The following is a 16,116-nucleotide window of genomic DNA, read 5'->3' on the forward strand; positions in this document are numbered from 1 at the left end:
TGAGCGCGACCCGGTCCTGGCCGCATTCCCAGCGATCCAACCCCGCACGCGGCGTCTGCGCGCCGAGTCCGCGGGAGGCCAGGAAGCTGCCGAACCGGCGGGTCAGCAGGGCCGACTCGGCGAAGGTGGTCCGGCGGTCACCACAGATGGTCATGACACGGTCTCCGGCCGCCTCCGCTACCGCGTCGAATACGGCCGGGATGCTCCATTCGGTCACCGGGCACCTCCGGAGACACGGACCGCGAGCCTTACGGCCCGGTCTTCTCGGAAACGATGATCTGCGGTCGTCGGCCGAAGCGTCGGTGGAGGTATCGCCTTCATCGGCAGGTCCTCTCATTTCGTCCGGGACAGCGCGCCGGCCGAGCCGGGGGACGCGCGAACGCTGCCGCGCTACCTGTCACAACTGAATAGTTGTGCCTACTGTATATCTATCAGTACAGCTTGGTGCAAGCTTTATCGAAAACCCCACCGGCTCATCGGCCGGACCGCCCGGAAGTGCGGCCCGCCCCGCATCGGCGCCGTACCCGGCCCTCCGGCGAGATCGACGCCGAGCGGCGTCACAGCACCACAGCAGCGGATCGGAAAGGTAGCGACGATACGGCCGCCGACGTCATCCGGACCTGCACCAAATGGTATTACGGTATGCTCAACGGTATCGCCGATGGACCCCGGCGCATATCCCGGAAGATGCAGGGGAGAACAGTGACCGCCCACACCCAGGACCCACCCGCGGAGGGAGTGGTCCACCGCGACCAGGACGGTCCGGTACTGCGACTGACCATCGACCGACCGGCCCGGCGCAACTCGCTGACGCCGGGAATGATCGCGGAACTCGTCGACGCGTTCACCCGGGCGGCGACCGACGAAAGCCTGCGGGTGGTGCATATCGAGGGCGCCGGTGCCGATTTCTGCTCCGGCGTGGACTGGGTGGCCACCAACACCGACGGCCGCCGTCCCCCCACCGGCGACCTGGTACGCCGCATCCCCCATACCGCCAACCGGCTGATCGAACTGGTGCACACCATCCACCTGCCGGTGGTGTGCACCGTGCGCGGCTGGGCCGCCGGGATGGGCTGCAACCTGGCCCTGGCCGCCGATTTCACCGTCGCCGCCACCGACGCCGTGTTCTGGGAGCCGTTCCTGAGCCGTGGCTTCAGCCCCGATACCGGCTCGACCTGGCTGCTCCCCCGCCTCGTGGGGCCGGCCCGCGCCAAACGCATGCTGCTGCTCGGCGAGAAAGTCGGCGGTGGCACGGCGGCGGAATGGGGACTGATCCACGAGGCGGTCGAACCGGGCGAGCTCGAGCAACACAGCGCCGCGCTGGTGAACCGGCTCGCCGCGGCGCCGACCGTGACACTGGGGCTGAGCAAACAGGCCATCCACGACAACCAGGACGCGACCCTTTCCCAAGCGTTGACCCATGAACTGCTGACCCTCGAACTAGCTTGCCGTACGGCGGATTTCAAAGAAGGTCTGGCGGCCTTCCGGGAGCGCAGGCCGCCGGAATTCCGGGGCCGCTGACCGTCCGGCGGTGCCCGCCGCCCCGGCCGGACCACAACCCTCAGCTCAGCTCGTAGCGGATCGGCAGGTGCTTGAGCCCGCCGACGAACGTGGTCGCGATCAATTCGGGCTCGCCGGCCGGTTCGGCCGATTTCAGCCGCGGCAGCAGTTCGGCGAAGAACTTCCCGACCTCCATCCGGGCCAGCGCCGCACCCAGACAGAAATGGATACCGAACCCGAAGGCCACATGCTTATTGGGTTCGCGGTGGATATCGAACCGGAACGGGTCGTCGAAGATCTCCTCGTCGCGATTCGCCGACGCGTAGGACAGCAGCAGCGACTCCCCCTCCGCGATCGGCACGCCGCCGACCTCCGCGTCCTGCGCCGCCGTGCGCATGAATGCTTTCACCGGAGTGACCCAGCGGATCATCTCCTCGGTGGCCCGCGGCATCAGGCCGGGGTCGGCGGCCAGTTCTGCACGCTGTGCCGGATGTTCGATCAAGGCGCGCATACCGCCCGCGATCGTGGCGCTGGTGGTGTCGTGCCCGGCGGTGGCGATGATCGCGTAGTAGGACATGGTCTCGATATCCGACAGCGGTTCACCGTCGATGGTCGCATTGGCGATGGCCGAGGCGAGATCGTCGGTGGGATGCGCCCGCCGGGAATCGGTCAATGTCTTGAAGTAGGCGAACATTTCCGCCAGCGCCGTCATCGTCTCGGTTTCCGACATGGTGCGCTTGTACTCGTCGTCGTCGCTGCCGATCAGTTCCTGCGTGAGTTTGAGCATCAGCGGGAAATCGGCTTCGGGGACGCCGAGCAGGGACATGATCACGTACAGCGGGTAGTTGACCGCGACCTCCTGGACGAAATCGCATTCCCCGCCCGCGTCACGCATCCGATCGACATAGCGCACGGCGAGCTGCTCGATCCGCTCCCCCATGGCGCGCATGGATTTCGGACCGAACCAGTCCGCGGCGACGGCGCGCACGATCCGGTGCTGGGGATCATCCATGTGGATCAGCGTCTTGATACCGACCGCGGCCTGCATCTCGTCGGAGGCGGCGGGCATCAGCACCGGCCGCGGCCAGTTCGTGAACACCCGGTTCGCCCGTTCCACGGCCATCACATCGGCGTGTTTGGTGATCGCCCAGAACGGTTTGTAGGGGGGCACGTCCACCAGCGATACCGGGGCATTCGCTCGCAACGAGCTCAGTGCGGTGTGCAATCGCGCCTCATCGGCGTAGGCGGCCGGGTCCGCAAGTACCTTCGCGGCGTCGTCGACGATCGGCATGCTCATATGCGGCTCTTCCGTTCCGTATCTTCGTGTCGCTCCTGCTCGGACCCGCCGCCCAAGGGCCGGTCCGGCGCGTTGTGCCGACCACCAGAGTGATTTATAGTCAGGCTTACTGTCAAGCATTCTATAAGTCATACCGGGCACTGGAGCGGTGGTAGTCATGTCTTCCGAGCAACGCAAGATCGTCGTCGTCGGCGCCGGGTCGGGAATCGGCGCGGCGACCGCCGAGCACTACCACCGACAGGGCGATCACGTCCTCGCCGTGGACCTCCGCCCGAACGACACCCCGGCCACCCGGCACGAACAGTGCGATCTGCGCGACGCCGCGGCGATCGACGGACTCCTGGAGCACATCGGCTCGGAGTGGGACGCCCTCGCCTACGTCGCGGGCGTCCCCGGCACCGCCCCGGCCCACGATGTGCTCGCGGTGAACTACCTCGGCATGCGACTGATGACCGAGGGCATGCTCCCACGCCTGCGCGAGGGCGGCGCGATCGTCACCGTCGCGTCGGTGGCGGCACTCGGCTGGCAGCAGCGGCTCGAAGAACTCGCCGGCCTTCTCGACGCGACCGATCTCGAAACGGTCCGGGCCTGGCAGGACACCCAGGATCCCGCCTACCCGGTGTACAGCACATCGAAGCAGGCCGCGATCATCCATGCCAAGCGCCTGGCACCGGCGGCGTGGCAGAAGTACGGGGTGCGGATCAACACGGTGAGCCCGGGGCCCACCGAGACTCCGATACTCGCCGATTTCGAGACCAGCATGGGCAAGGATGTCCTCGACATGGTCAAGACCATGGTGGGGCGGCACGCGAGCGTCGACGATATCGTCCCGGTGATCGCCTTCCTGACTTCACCGGCCGCGCGCTGGATCAATGGACAAGACATCCATGTGGACGGCGGTTTCGTGGCGCCGATGACCGCCGGTGCGCCGATCCAACTCTGACCACGACCGCCGCGCGCCGGCGCGGCACCCTCGGTCGGCGGCGGTTTCCCGGCCCATCTACCGGGCCACCGAGGGCAGCCGTCGCCCCACGGGAGATTGCCGATGCGGGTGTAGCCATTTACTGTATGCATTACAGTAAGTTCAATAACGCGGATTCGCACGGTCCCGACGACGCTGGAGGTGGAGCTGTGAACAGCCCTGTTCAGGACGAATCGACACCGGCCGGGGGCACCCTCGACCTCCGTGACCCCTACCCGTACTTCGCCGCCCGGCGTGCCGAGTACGGGGTTTCGCACGGCACCGTGATGGACTACTCGAGAACCCCGGAATCGCTGCGGCCCGAGGAAAGCTACTCGGCGTTCTCCTACGACGCGGTCAACACCGCCCTGCGCAACAGCCAGGTATTCAGTACCGCCCTCTACGATTCCACGATCGGCGTCTTCATGGGGCCGACCATCCTGGCGATGAACGGTGCCCGGCACAAAGCGCATCGGGGCCTCGTTTCGGCCGCGTTCAAACCGCAGTCGCTGCTCACCTGGGAGCCCGAGATCGTCCGGCCGATCTGCGACGCGCTCATCGACGAATTCGCCGGACGCGGTCATGCCGATCTGGTCCGTGAGTTCACCTTCGAATTCCCGACCCGCGTCATCGCCCGGCTGCTCGGCCTGCCCGAGGAGGATCTGCCGTTCTTCCGCAGAGCGGCGGTGGCGATCATCAGCTATGCGGGGAACGTCGGACGCGCCCTCGAGGCATCCAAGGATCTACAGGAGTATTTCCTCGGGCATATCGAACAACGCCGCGGCCACCCCACCGGCGATATCATCAGCGATCTGGTGACCGCCGAGATAGACGGCGAAAAACTCACCGACGAGGCGATCTACTCGTTCTTGCGACTACTGTTGCCCGCCGGCCTGGAAACCACCTACCGGTCGTCCGGGAACCTGCTCTACCTGCTGCTGAAGCATCCGGAGCAATTCGCGGCCGTGCAGGACGATCGCCGGCTGCTCACCCCGGCGATCGAGGAGGGTCTTCGCTACGAAACCCCGCTCACCCTGGTGCAGCGGTATGTCACCGAGGACACCGAACTGGGCGGCGTCGCGATCCCCCGGGGCGCGGTCCTCGATCTGTGCCTGGGCTCGGCCAACCGGGACGAGAACCGGTGGGAGCGTCCGGAGGAATTCGATATCCACCGCCGCCGCATCCCGCATATCAGTTTCACCGCCGGCGCCCATACCTGCCTCGGCCTGCACCTGGCACGGATGGAGACCCGCGTCGCGCTGGACCGCCTGCTCACCCGCCTGACCGGATTCGAGCTGAAAGATGACGGCGATCCGCATATCTTCGGCCAGCCGTTCCGCTCGCCCACTGTGCTCCCGGTGACCTTCGATGCCGTCGCCTGAGTCGCCGTCCCGCCCCGGCGGTAGTGGAAAGGACCGTATCGTGACCGATGAGCCTGTCCTGCTCAGCCATCAGACCGGGCGGGTGCGAACGCTGACGTTCAACCGGCCGCACCGTAAGAACGCGATCACCCGCGCGATGTGGTCCGCCCTGCGCGACGAACTCCGTGACATCACCTACGGCGGCCAGGTGGGTGCGGTCGTCCTCACCGGCGCCGGCGGATCCTTCTGTTCCGGCGCCGATATCGCCGACGCCTCCGGGATGGACGAGTTTCCCGATCCCGCCGCGGAGATCCGCGCGATCAACGAGGCGGTGCTGCAGTTGCACGATCTGCCGGTGCCCACGATCGCGAAGGTGCGCGGTGTCGCGGTCGGCGCCGGCTGGAATCTCGCGCTCGGCTGCGATTTCGTCGCCGCCACCCCGGAAGCGAGGTTCTGCCAGATCTTCACCCGCCGGGCCCTCTCGCTGGACTGCGGCGGATCCTGGCTGCTGCCGAGGTTGATCGGACTCCAGCAGGCCAAACGGCTCGCCATGTTCGCCGACACCATCGATGCCGCGGAAGCCCGGTCGCTCGGGCTGGTCACCTGGGTACACCCGGAGGACGGCATCGACGATTTCGTCGACGAGGCGGCGGCGCGGCTGGCCGCCGGTCCGCCCACCGCGCTCGCGCAAACCAAGTCCCTGCTGAACGACGGCGCCGACCGCACCATGCGCGAAGCGCTGCTCGGCGAAGGTCACGCCCAGCGCATCAACCTGACCTGCCCGGATGTCATCGAGGCGTTCGCGGCGTTCAGCGAGAAGCGCGAGCCGGTGTACACCCGCACACCCGGTGCGGGTGCTTGATCCGCGGGGAAGAAACGAGGTGCCGCTGTGAACAGGCGAACGACCGGTGTGAAGCGCCGGCGGCGGGAGCGTGGCTCGCTGAATCCCGAGGACATCATCGACGGAGCCTTCGAACTCGCGGAGCAGGTCTCGATCGACGGCTTGAGCATGCCGATGCTGGGCAAACACCTCGACGTGGGAGTCACCAGTATCTACTGGTATTTCCGGAAGAAGGACGATCTGCTCAACGCCATGACCGATCGCGCCCTGAGCCGGCACGTCTTCGACGCCCCGTTCATCGATCCCGCCGACTGGCGTGACTCGCTGACCCATCACGCCCGGACCATGCGGTACGCCTTCCTCGGCAACCCGATCCTGTGCGATCTGGTGCTCATCCGGTCGGCGCTGAGCCCGCCCGCGGCCCGCCTCGGCGCCCTCGGGATGGAACACGCGGTGGCGGCGCTGGTGGACGCGGGGCTGACCGTCGATCAGGCCTTCGATGCCTATTCGGCGGTGAACCTGCACATCCGGGGTTCGGTGGTATTGCAACGGCTCTACGACAAGAACTCCGAGCTCGGCGATTCGGCCCGCGCCTACTACGAGGAAATCCGGGTCGACCCGGAGAAGACCCCACTGCTCTCCCAGGCGATGTCGAAGGGCCGTAAATCGGGCGCACCGGACGAACACAACTTCGAATACGGCCTGCAGTGCATCCTCGACCACGTCGGCCGCCTGATCGACGGCGAGCGCTGACCAGGAGCCGCGGTTTACTGCGCTACCGGCGGTTCACCGGCCAGAACACCGACCACACGATCACTGCGACCGGCAGCCCGACCGCCACCGCCGAGCCGAGCGTTGTCACCGCGCAGTCCCGGCCGCGTACCACCGTGCGAACGACAGCCGCGGCAGGACCACCTCCACGTCGGCCACGTCCATCACCCGGTTCAGTTCGAGCGCGCCGAGGTGATCCGGCGCGGGCAGTATCACCGCGTCGACCCCCGCGTTCCGCACCTGGTCCACCAACGGCAGCACCGAACGCACTTCGGGCCAGATGATCCGATAGCCGAGACGGTCGGCCAATCGCCGAACCCGCGCCCGATCCCAGTCGGGCGCGGTACTCACGTCGTCATCCACCCATCCGAACGCGGTCGGCCGCATCGTCTCCCCTTCGGTTCACATCGTTGGCAGACGCCCCGTGGCGCGGCGCCGACACACACCACGGGGGTCGCGAATCAACGTATGGACGCTGGACAGACACCTGAACTACGTCCGGGACGTTTCTCCGGACACTTCAAACCATATGAATGTCCCGGTATGGTTCGGGCATGAGCCAGCGCCTCGAATCGGCAATGCTTCGGGCACAGATGGATTCGGCTACACTTGCCGCCGCGGTCGGTGTCGACGCCAAGACCGTGAATCGGTGGCTGGCCGGGCGGGTGCCGCACAAGCGGACCAGGGCCGACGTTGCCCGTGTGCTGCACGAATCCGAGTCCACCCTATGGCCGCAAACTCGGCCGGACCTCAGCGCGGGAGCACCTGCTACAGCCGAGGTCGTAGCCGCTTACGCGCACCGTGCCGACATCCCGAACGACGTCTGGATCTCCCTGCTGACGAGCGCGACTCAGCGGATAGACATCATCGGATACGCCTATCCGTTCGTACTCGAGTTGATGTCGGATGCCTCCGACCTGATCGCCGGTAAGTGCCGCGACGGTGCCACCGTCCGACTCGCGTTCGCCGATCCGGATTGTCCGCACGTCGCGGAACGCGACGCGCTCGAACAGATGCAGGGGACGTTACCCGGACGCATTCGGAATGCGTTGAGTATGCTCGGCCCGCTCGCCACAGCGCCGGGATGCCGGATCGGCTTGCACACCACGCACCTGTACAACTCGGTATTCAGATTCGATGACCAGATGATCGTGACCCCGTACCTGGTCCGGGCCCGTGGGTACCAGCACCCGGCGCTGCATCTGCGCAAACTGTCTCCCCACGGTATGTTCGCCTCGTTCGAAGACCAAACCGAACAGATCTGGGGAGCAGTAACCCCCCACCTGCAAGAGGTAGGTTCCGATGGCATCACGGCGTGACTACTACCGGGACCCGGATGCGCCCGAGGCGAACAGCCTGGTTCCCGGAGGCTCGGCGCTGATAGTCGACGACAACGGCGCGGTTCTGATGCAACGCCGCAGCGACTCGGGGAACTGGTCTTTTCCCGGTGGGACCATGGAGATCGGCGAAACACTGGAGCAGTGCGTGATCCGGGAAACGAAAGAGGAGACCGGCTTCGATATCGAAATAATCGGGATCCTGGGGATATACACCGATCCTGAACATGTGATCGCCTACGCGGACGGCGAGGTCAGGCAAGAATTCAACGTCACTTTCTACGGGCGGGTCACCGGCGGGACCATCACGGTCAGCGCGGAATCGACCGAAGTCGCGTTCCTGACTCCAGCCCAGCTCCGAACACTCCCCGTGCACGAGACGGTGCGGCTCCGGCTACGGCATCACTCCGAACAAAGGTCGAAGCCATATCTCGGCTGACATCATGCCTCACAACGGAATCGAACCGGTGCCGCCGTATTCGGAGCACATAGGATCGCCCAGGCAGGACAGGCACATTTCTGTTCCTCGGCCGAGACAGGATGAGCAGTCCTCCGCGCCGGCGCCAATCCAGGTGATACACGATCGGTCGTCATCGTCCGGATCGAGGCCGATCCCGAAGCATTCTCGACACGACCAGAAGTGTCGCACAGGATTCGCTTGCGGAATCAGGGAAGATCCGGATCCGGGACATAGAAGTGTTCGTCGCGCAGCCGGAAAGCCTCCCGGGTGCCATGTTCGGCGCGGGTCTTGACGAAGTTGAATTCGCCCGGCGCGAACTGGAGGTTGGTGCCGAACGCGTGGAACAGGTAACTGGCGACCTCTTCCCCCTGGTACGCCTGGCTCTGTTCGACCAGCCGGAACGCCTCTTTCGCGATGACCACGCCGTCGGCGGGCATTTTCGCCGCCTTCTCGGCCCAGTAGCGGGCCCGGGCGGTAACAGCGGCCGGGTCGCAGGTCTCGGTGAACACCCCGAGATGTTCCACCTCGCCGGCCGTGAGGATATCGCCGGTGAGCAGCATCCGCCGGGCGAGCACCGGGCCGAGCCGGTGGAAGAACAGGTGCAGGCTGCCCAGGGCCGGCCCGAGGAAGCGGGTGGCCGGCATGCCGATCCTGGTGTCGCGGGCGATCACCGAGATATCGGTCATCAGGGCCATTTCGAAGCCGCCGCCGAGTGCGTATCCGCTGATCTCGCCCACGGTGACCTTCGGATAGCCCATCAGGTTATGGTAGAAGCCGAACGATTTCCGATCCACGGTCAGCCGGCGGCGCTGGCTCGGGCGGCTTTTCGCCGGTTTCCCGTCGCCACCCGCGCGGTCGCCGTACCAGCCGTAGGCGTTGTTCATATCGGCGCCGGTGCTGAATACGCCCTCGGTACCCCGCAACAAGACGACGATGATGTCGTCGTCCTCGGCGGCGCGGTCGAGATGCCGAGCCAGCTCGTCACGCATGGCGGCGTTGTAGGAATTGCGCCGCGCGGGGTTGTCGAGCGTGATGGTGACGATCCGGCCGCCCGGATCGACGTCGTAGTGCACTCGGCCTTCTGCGGCGTTGGAGCCGGACATCGGCAGTCCTCTTCTCTTCACGGGTGGGGTCGCGGTGCCGGGGCGGGCCCGTCGGGCGCGCGGCGGCGGCCGAAATGGGTGCCGGCCAGTTTCGCCGCGGTGGCCGCGACTGTCTCGACGTCCGCCGTGCACAACAGGGCGTCGTCGCGCCAGAGCCGGGCCGTCGATCGGATACCGGTCTCGTGTACGACGCGGTCGATATCGAAACGGAGCTCCACCAGGATCGGCGTCGGCCGGCGGTAGGCGATATTCATCGACCGGGTCTTCCCGGTCACGCCGACAGCGCAACTGTGATGCTGGACCACCGCGTCGAAGAACACGCCGAGGAAGCCGCCGTGTACGAGCCCGGGTGGGCCCTCGTGCACCAAGGGGAAGCTGATCCGGCCGGCCGCGCTGTCGGGGCCGAGCACATCGAAGTGATACTCGGGAAAACACGGGTTGTACGCGCCGATGTCGAAGGCGTGATCGAGGTAGACACGCTGGGTCTCGCTCGCGTTCGGCCCCACGCGGGGCGCGGAGTCCGGTGGCGCCGCGAGGGCCAGTTCCCGCTCCCACCGGTCGAGGTTGTCGATCATCGTGCCGACTGCCGGGTGAGGCTGTTCCAGGGAAATCAGCAATCCGGCGATGCGGCGCAACGCGCCGGCAGCGGCAACCGTCTGCGCGAGCGGTTGTTCGCCGAAGCGCAGGCCCGTCGGGGTTTTTCCCGCGGGCTCGGGGTCGGATATGTCGTTCGCGGCCATCGAAACCTTGCTTTCGTCGCCGATAGGTCTGCACACACCTTGGCAGAAGATCAACGGTATTGTCTACTGTATCTATATCAGTATGCACTCCAGTCCCCCGCCCGCCCAGGAGGGAACCATGCCGTTCGACACCATCGACTACGTCGTCGACGGACACACGGCCACCATCACCCTGAATCGGCCCGACGCCCTCAACGCGCTCAGCCCGCATATGATCACCGAGCTGCGCGCCGCCTACGACGAGGCCGAGAACGACGACAAGGTGTGGTTGCTCATCGTTACCGGCGCGGGCCGAGCGTTCTGCACCGGCGCCGACGTCAAGGCCATCCCGGGCGACGGCAAGGTGATCAACGAACGGCCCTACCTGTCCACCTATGAACAATGGGAGGCGCCCCAGGAGGGCACGCCCCCGTTCCGGACCATGACCAAACCAGTGCTCACCGCGGTCAACGGCGTCTGCTGCGGCGCCGGGCTGGACTGGGTGACCACCGGCGATATCGTCATCGCCTCGGACCGGGCGAGTTTCTTCGACCCGCACGTCAGCATCGGTCTGGTCGCCGGCCGTGAGGTCGTCCGCCTGGCCCGGGTGCTGCCGCGCACAGTCGCGCTGCGAATGGCGCTGATGGGAAAACACGAGCGGATGAGTGCCCAGCGCGCCTATGAACTCGGGATGGTCACCGAGGTCGTGGCACACGATCGGCTACTCGAACGCGCCCACGAGATCGCGGGAATCGTCAATTCCAACGCGCCGCTCGCGGTCCGGGGAACCCGCCTGGCGATCGTCAAGGGCTTGAACGTCCCGCTGCACGAGGCCGAAATACTCGCCGAATCGTTCCGGGAACGCGTCACCCGCACCGAGGACGCACTCGAGGGACCGAAAGCGTTCATCGAGAAGCGCACGCCGGATTGGCAATGCAGATGAGCCGCCCGCCGAAGAATTCCGCGCCCCGGGACGCCGCTAGCCCCGGTCCGGCGAACGAGCACACCGAGCCATCGGGTGTGACCGGCACGGAGACTGCGACAGACGCCCGGAGAGGCGAATTCGAGACGATCCTGCTCGATATCGACTCGGACGCACGTGTCGCGACACTCACCCTGAATCGGCCCGAGCGCCTGAATGCGTTCAACCGGACGATGTGCGAGGAAGTCCGGCACGCGTGGCGCACGATCAAACTCGACGACTCGGTCAACGCCGTCGTCGTCCGCGCGGCGGGCGACCGGGCATTCAGCGCCGGACTCGACGTCAAATCGGCCTACGGACAGCCGGCCAGTGTCTGGCATCACGAGGATCCCGGCGAACTGCTCAGCCCCAAATGGCAGAAGATGTGGAAACCGGTGGTGTGTGCGGTGCACGGGATGTGCACCGCGGGGGCGTTCTACTTCGTCAACGAATCCGATGTGGTGATCTGCTCGCACGAGGCGACCTTCTTCGATTCGCACGTCTCCGCGGGCCTGGTTTCCGCGTTGGAGCCGGTCGGGCTCATGCGCCGGATCGGGCTCGGGGAGACATTGCGGATGGCGCTGATGGGCAATGACGAACGGGTCTCGGCATCGACCGCGCTACGGATCGGGCTGGTGTCGGAAGTCGTCGCCCGCGAAAACCTATGGGCCCGCGCCCACAGCATCGCGGCCACCATCGCCGCCAAACCGCCCGCCGCCACCCAGGGCACGGTCAAGGCGATCTGGGAATCGCTCGACAAGCCCTACCGGGCGGCCCTCGACCACGGGCTCATCTACACCCGGCTCGGCAATCCGATCGGCAAATCCGAACTGGCCGCCGGGTCGCCCGCCGCGACCGAACCGAGGATCCGCTGATGACCGATACCGCACTACACTCCCACCCGCTGAGCCGGCGGATAGCCCATGTCCTGGCATTGCAGCCGGATTCACCCGCGCTGGAGTTCGACGAACATTGGTATTCGTGGGGACGTATCGGTGGGCTCACCCAGCGCATCGGGTCGGTCACCGAATCGGGCCGGGAGCCGCGGCCGATCGGGATTCTTCTGCGGAACCGGCCCGAGCACGTGGCCGCGCTCCTGGCGGTACTGCTGGCCGGCGATACCGTGGTGGTGATCAACCCGTCGCGTGGGGACGACCGGACCCGCGACGATATCGCCGCCCTTCGGCTGCCGCTGCTCATCGGCGCGCCCGACGACCTCGATTCGCTGGTGGTACCGGCGCCGGAGACCACGGTCGTGTCGATCCCGGGTCCGGACGCGCTGCCGGAGGTCCGGCATACGGCGACCACGCGGAACACCGAAGCGGCGCGACCGGGGGTGGCTGTCCGCATGCTGACCAGCGGCACCACCGGACCGCCGAAACGGGTGGACATCGGCTACGACATGCTGGCCCGCAGCATTATGGGGACCGATCCGGCAGCGGCCGACGCTCCGGCGCGGCCCCGCAAAGGGGTCGCCGTGGTCAACGCACCACTGGTGCATATCGGCGGTGTCTTCCGGGTGCTGCAATGCGTGACGGAAGCCCGGCCGTTCGTCCTGCTGCCCCGGTTCGAGCTGAAGTCCTGGGTCCGAGCGGTGCGCGCGCACCGGCCGAGCGCGGTCTCGCTGGTACCGGCGGCGTTACGGATGGTGCTGCATTCCGGACTGCGCCGCGAGGACCTCGCCGGAATCCGCGTCGTCACCTCGGGGACGGCACCGCTGTCGGCCGATGACGCCGACGCCTTCTACGAGAAATTCGGTATCCCGGTGCTGACCTCCTACGCCGCCACCGAATTCGGCGGCGGCGTGGCCGGCTGGACGCTGCCCGATCACGAACGGCACTGGACGGCGAAGCGCGGCAGCGTGGGCCGGGCGACCGGCGGAGCCCGGCTGCGGGTGGTCGACGAACACGGCACGGTGCTCGGCGCCGGCGAGGCGGGGTTGCTCGAGGTGGTCCCGGGACAGCTCGGACCGGGAGCGGACTGGGTCCGCACCACCGATCTGGCCCGGATCGACGACGACGGGTTCCTGTGGATCCTGGGCCGGGCGGACCAGGCCATCATCCGGGGCGGTTTCAAGATCATGCCCGACGATGTGCGCGGCGCCCTGGAAAGTCATCCGGCGGTGCGCGGCGCCGCGGTGGTCGGGCGGCCGGACCAGCGGCTCGGCGAGACACCGGTGGCGATGGTGGAACTGCACCCCGGCGCGGACGCAACCCCCGGCGCGTTGACCACCTTCCTGCAAACCCGGCTGGCGCGCTACGAGATTCCCACGGAACTGACCGTGGTGGAAGCCATTCCCCGCACCCCCTCGGGCAAGCCCGACCTCCGGGCAGTGCGGAGTCATTTCGAAACCGCCGCGTCGCGGCACGCACAGGCCCCCGCGCACGGAAACGCGACCATTCCCCCGGCGGGCAACGCGCCCGGCCACTCCACCGAGGCCCAATCTTCCGGCCCCACCGAGCACGCGCCGGCCGACCCCACCGAGCAAGAACCCGCCGACCCCACAGAGCACCCGCCCCTCGGCCGGACCGGGCACAGGTCCGCCGACCCCACTGCCCACGAGAACGCGGACGCCGTCCCTGGCGAGGGCGAGGGTCTACCGCACGCCACCGGGCACGTGGTCGCCGATCACGTCTTCCCCGGCAACGACCGGGCCGACCCCACGGCTCCCGGGTACGCCGAATTGTTCCAGGGGCGGCAGGTAGACCTCGACGGGGGCAACCGTGCCGGCCGATAGCGACACCCTCGCCCCACTGCTGCGCCGGCAGGCGAGCATCCGTGGTGAGCATCCCTTGCTGATCTGTGATGGCGAACGTCTCGGCTACGCCGGGGCGGAGGCTCGTTCCGCCCGGCTCGCCCGTGCGCTGATCGCACTGGGTGCCGGTAAGGGCACGCATATCGGCCTGCTGTACCCCAATGGGGCCGATTTCGTGATCGCCGCGTTCGCGGCCGCCCGGATCGGGGCCGTGGTGGTGCCTTTCTCCACCTTCGCCACGACGAGCGAGCTGACCCGGCAGCTGGTGGACAGCGATATCCGGATACTCCTGTCGATCGACGGCTATCGCGGTCACGATTACGTGGCCCGGCTGGCCGAGGCGCTACCCGGAGCGTTCCACGGGACGGCACCGCGCGTAACCGACCGGCTGTTGTGCCCGGCCGTCCCACAGCTGCGCCATATCACGATAAGCCACCGATCCGGCCCCGGACCGCACGATATCGGCGAACTCGACCGGCTCGCCCGCACCGTCGGCGAGGAACTGCTCGCGGCGATGGAACAGGCGGTCGCCGCCGCCGATCCGCTGTCGATCATCTACACCTCCGGTTCGACCAGCGCACCGAAGGGCGTCGTACACACCCACGGCGCGCTACTGGGCCATCAGCGCAACCTCAACGAGATCCGCCGCCTCACCGCGGAAGACAGGCTGTTCTGCAATTCGCCGTTCTTCTGGATCGGCGGCTTCGGTTTCGCACTGCTGGCGACCCTGCTCTCCGGTGCGACACTCGTATGTTCCGACGCCACCGACGCGAGCGCCACCCTCGATCTACTGGAGGCCGAGAAACCGACGGTCACCAACGGTTTCGCGGCCGGGGTCGCGCACCTCGCCGGGCACCCGAGTTTCCCCGCCCGCGATCTGTCCTCGATGCGCCGCGGCAATCTGTACGCGATCATGCCCGCCGACGCACGGCCCGCCGACCCCGAGCTGCGGCACAATATGCTCGGCATGACCGAGGCGGGCAGCGTGGTACTGCTCAGCGGCGACGACTCCGTCCAGCCGGAACACCGGCGCGGTTCGTTCGGCAGGCCCGCACCCGGATTCGATACCCGGATCGTCGACCCCGGCACCGGCACCGACGCCACCACCGGCGAGTTGTTCATCCGCGGACCGTATGTGATGCAGGGTTACCACGGCCGCGGCCGGGAGGAGTGTTTCGACGCCGACGGCTGGTTCCACACCGGTGATCTGGTGCGCGTGGACGACGAGGGTTTCGTCTACTTCCTCGGCAGACGCGGCGCCATGATCAAGACCGCGGGCGCCAATGTCGCACCGGCCGAAGTGGAGAAGGCCATCACGAAGGTCACCGGCACACCCGCGCATGTACTCGGCCTGCCCGACCCGGACCGCGGCCAGATCGTGGCGGCCGTACTCGTCACCCCGGACGCCACCGTCGACGGCACCGCGCTGCGCGAAAGCCTGCGGCGGGAGTTGTCGGCCTACAAGATCCCCCGCCGCTTCGCCGCGCTACCGCCCGGTGAGGTGCCGCTGCTGCCCGGCGGCAAAGTGGATATCCAGCGACTCGGAAAGACCTTCGATGCCTGAGCACACCGCGGCGACCGACACCATCGATACCCTGCTGCGCCGCCACGCCGCCGAGCGCGGACAGCACCCGGCGGTGATCGATCCCCATACGCGGGCGACCTACGCCGACCTCGACGCCACGACCCGCCTGCTGGCCGCCGCGTTCGTGGAAGCCGGAATCACCAAGGGGACCCGGGCCGGGCTGGTGGCCCCCAACAGCGTCGGCTGGGTGCGGATCGCGCTCGCGCTCACCCGGATCGGCGCGGTCCTGGTTCCGATGAGCACCCTGCTGAAACCGCCGGAACTGATCGCCCAGCTACGCGCCGCCGCCGTGGAGGTACTCATCACGACGGTCGAATTCCGCGGCCACCGCTACCTCGACGGACTCCGCTCCGTGCTCGGCGAATCGATCGACACCGCACCCATCCACCACCCCGAATTGCCCGCCCTCCGGCACATATTCACCGCCGAAGCCGTCACCGAACCGCTCGAGGAAACTCATACCGC

The 16,116-nt window shown here is 67.2% G+C and carries 14 protein-coding genes and 3 pseudogenes; 12 read left to right on the top strand and 5 right to left on the bottom strand.

All coding sequences use genetic code 11. From position 1 onward, the window contains the following. A pseudogene (locus ACWDU1_RS16190) lies at positions 1 to 217 on the bottom strand (acyl-CoA synthetase); the annotation flags it as partial. A gap of 485 nt (positions 218 to 702) precedes the next feature. Here ACWDU1_RS16190 and ACWDU1_RS16195 point away from each other — a divergent pair. Further along, positions 703 to 1,521, top strand: coding sequence for an enoyl-CoA hydratase/isomerase family protein (locus tag ACWDU1_RS16195; protein ID WP_449999238.1), 819 nt, complete (start codon positions 703 to 705; stop codon positions 1,519 to 1,521). A gap of 40 nt (positions 1,522 to 1,561) precedes the next feature. Here ACWDU1_RS16195 and ACWDU1_RS16200 read toward each other — a convergent pair whose 3' ends face one another. Further along, on the bottom strand, positions 1,562 to 2,797 hold the full coding sequence (locus tag ACWDU1_RS16200) for a cytochrome P450 (RefSeq protein ID WP_449999239.1): 1,236 nt from the start codon (positions 2,795 to 2,797) through the stop codon (positions 1,562 to 1,564). A gap of 157 nt (positions 2,798 to 2,954) precedes the next feature. On the opposite strand from ACWDU1_RS16200, the gene ACWDU1_RS16205 reads away from it, so the two are divergent. The 4 genes and pseudogenes from ACWDU1_RS16205 to ACWDU1_RS16220 all read left to right on the top strand — a co-directional run. Beyond that, positions 2,955 to 3,740 (top strand): coniferyl-alcohol dehydrogenase, encoded by a 786-nt coding sequence (locus tag ACWDU1_RS16205; protein WP_449999240.1) that lies wholly within the window; start codon positions 2,955 to 2,957, stop codon positions 3,738 to 3,740. Positions 3,741 to 3,928: 188 nt separating this feature from the next. Then, a complete protein-coding gene (locus tag ACWDU1_RS16210; protein ID WP_449999241.1) occupies positions 3,929 to 5,140 on the top strand; it encodes a cytochrome P450 in 1,212 nt (403 codons plus the stop codon). After that, positions 5,127 to 5,981, top strand: coding sequence for an enoyl-CoA hydratase/isomerase family protein (locus tag ACWDU1_RS16215; protein ID WP_449999242.1), 855 nt, complete (start codon positions 5,127 to 5,129; stop codon positions 5,979 to 5,981). Before ACWDU1_RS16210 ends, ACWDU1_RS16215 begins: the two co-directional genes overlap by 14 nt. 27 nt (positions 5,982 to 6,008) lie before the next feature. Then, positions 6,009 to 6,701, top strand: a pseudogene (locus ACWDU1_RS16220) (TetR/AcrR family transcriptional regulator C-terminal domain-containing protein); the annotation flags it as partial. Between the two features lie 117 nt (positions 6,702 to 6,818). Here ACWDU1_RS16220 and ACWDU1_RS16225 read toward each other — a convergent pair. Next, the gene (locus ACWDU1_RS16225) at positions 6,819 to 7,082 is read right to left on the bottom strand and encodes a hypothetical protein (RefSeq protein ID WP_449999244.1); all 264 of its coding nucleotides are present in this window, start codon (positions 7,080 to 7,082) and stop codon (positions 6,819 to 6,821) included. Between the two features lie 203 nt (positions 7,083 to 7,285). Between ACWDU1_RS16225 and ACWDU1_RS16230 the strand changes: the two genes are divergently transcribed. Further along, positions 7,286 to 8,050 carry a hypothetical protein gene (locus ACWDU1_RS16230; protein ID WP_449999246.1) on the top strand — a complete coding sequence of 255 codons (765 nt, stop codon included), beginning with the start codon at positions 7,286 to 7,288 and terminating at the stop codon, positions 8,048 to 8,050. After that, the gene (locus ACWDU1_RS16235; protein WP_449999248.1) at positions 8,034 to 8,507 is read left to right on the top strand and encodes an NUDIX hydrolase; all 474 of its coding nucleotides are present in this window, start codon (positions 8,034 to 8,036) and stop codon (positions 8,505 to 8,507) included. The genes ACWDU1_RS16230 and ACWDU1_RS16235 overlap by 17 nt, the downstream gene beginning before the upstream one ends. A 227-nt stretch (positions 8,508 to 8,734) precedes the next feature. Here ACWDU1_RS16235 and ACWDU1_RS16240 read toward each other — a convergent pair whose 3' ends face one another. Beyond that, positions 8,735 to 9,631, bottom strand: coding sequence for an enoyl-CoA hydratase/isomerase family protein (locus tag ACWDU1_RS16240; RefSeq protein WP_449999250.1), 897 nt, complete (start codon positions 9,629 to 9,631; stop codon positions 8,735 to 8,737). A gap of 17 nt (positions 9,632 to 9,648) precedes the next feature. Further along, the gene (locus tag ACWDU1_RS16245) at positions 9,649 to 10,371 is read right to left on the bottom strand and encodes a hypothetical protein (protein ID WP_449999251.1); all 723 of its coding nucleotides are present in this window, start codon (positions 10,369 to 10,371) and stop codon (positions 9,649 to 9,651) included. 118 nt (positions 10,372 to 10,489) lie between these two features. Here ACWDU1_RS16245 and ACWDU1_RS16250 point away from each other — a divergent pair, with 118 nt between their 5' ends. The 5 genes and pseudogenes from ACWDU1_RS16250 to ACWDU1_RS16270 form a co-directional block, all read left to right on the top strand. Beyond that, the gene (locus tag ACWDU1_RS16250; RefSeq protein ID WP_449999253.1) at positions 10,490 to 11,293 is read left to right on the top strand and encodes an enoyl-CoA hydratase/isomerase family protein; all 804 of its coding nucleotides are present in this window, start codon (positions 10,490 to 10,492) and stop codon (positions 11,291 to 11,293) included. 77 nt (positions 11,294 to 11,370) lie between these two features. Then, a complete protein-coding gene (locus ACWDU1_RS16255) occupies positions 11,371 to 12,186 on the top strand; it encodes an enoyl-CoA hydratase/isomerase family protein (RefSeq protein WP_449999254.1) in 816 nt (271 codons plus the stop codon). Continuing rightward, positions 12,186 to 13,664 (top strand): annotated as a pseudogene (locus ACWDU1_RS16260) (class I adenylate-forming enzyme family protein); the annotation flags it as partial. The gene ACWDU1_RS16255 and the pseudogene ACWDU1_RS16260, both read left to right, overlap by 1 nt. Positions 13,665 to 14,034: 370 nt before the next feature. After that, positions 14,035 to 15,630: a class I adenylate-forming enzyme family protein gene (locus tag ACWDU1_RS16265; RefSeq protein WP_449999256.1), complete on the top strand. Its 1,596-nt coding sequence runs from the start codon at positions 14,035 to 14,037 to the stop codon at positions 15,628 to 15,630. Further along, positions 15,623 to 16,116: AMP-binding protein (locus ACWDU1_RS16270; RefSeq protein WP_449999257.1), on the top strand; the 494-nt coding region annotated here is incomplete at its 3' end. The genes ACWDU1_RS16265 and ACWDU1_RS16270, both read left to right, overlap by 8 nt.

Source organism: Nocardia sp. NPDC003345 (assembly GCF_053589395.1).

What these genes read in the sequence shown, in the direction of transcription:
- ACWDU1_RS16200 (WP_449999239.1), bottom strand. Translation starts at nt 2,797, where the DNA reads ATGAGCATGCCGATCGTCGACGACGCCGCGAAGGTACTTGCGGACCCG.
- ACWDU1_RS16205 (WP_449999240.1), top strand. Translation starts at nt 2,955, where the DNA reads ATGTCTTCCGAGCAACGCAAGATCGTCGTCGTCGGCGCCGGGTCGGGA.
- ACWDU1_RS16215 (WP_449999242.1), top strand. Translation starts at nt 5,127, where the DNA reads ATGCCGTCGCCTGAGTCGCCGTCCCGCCCCGGCGGTAGTGGAAAGGAC.
- ACWDU1_RS16230 (WP_449999246.1), top strand. Translation starts at nt 7,286, where the DNA reads ATGAGCCAGCGCCTCGAATCGGCAATGCTTCGGGCACAGATGGATTCG.
- ACWDU1_RS16235 (WP_449999248.1), top strand. Translation starts at nt 8,034, where the DNA reads ATGGCATCACGGCGTGACTACTACCGGGACCCGGATGCGCCCGAGGCG.
- ACWDU1_RS16240 (WP_449999250.1), bottom strand. Translation starts at nt 9,631, where the DNA reads ATGTCCGGCTCCAACGCCGCAGAAGGCCGAGTGCACTACGACGTCGAT.
- ACWDU1_RS16245 (WP_449999251.1), bottom strand. Translation starts at nt 10,371, where the DNA reads ATGGCCGCGAACGACATATCCGACCCCGAGCCCGCGGGAAAAACCCCG.
- ACWDU1_RS16250 (WP_449999253.1), top strand. Translation starts at nt 10,490, where the DNA reads ATGCCGTTCGACACCATCGACTACGTCGTCGACGGACACACGGCCACC.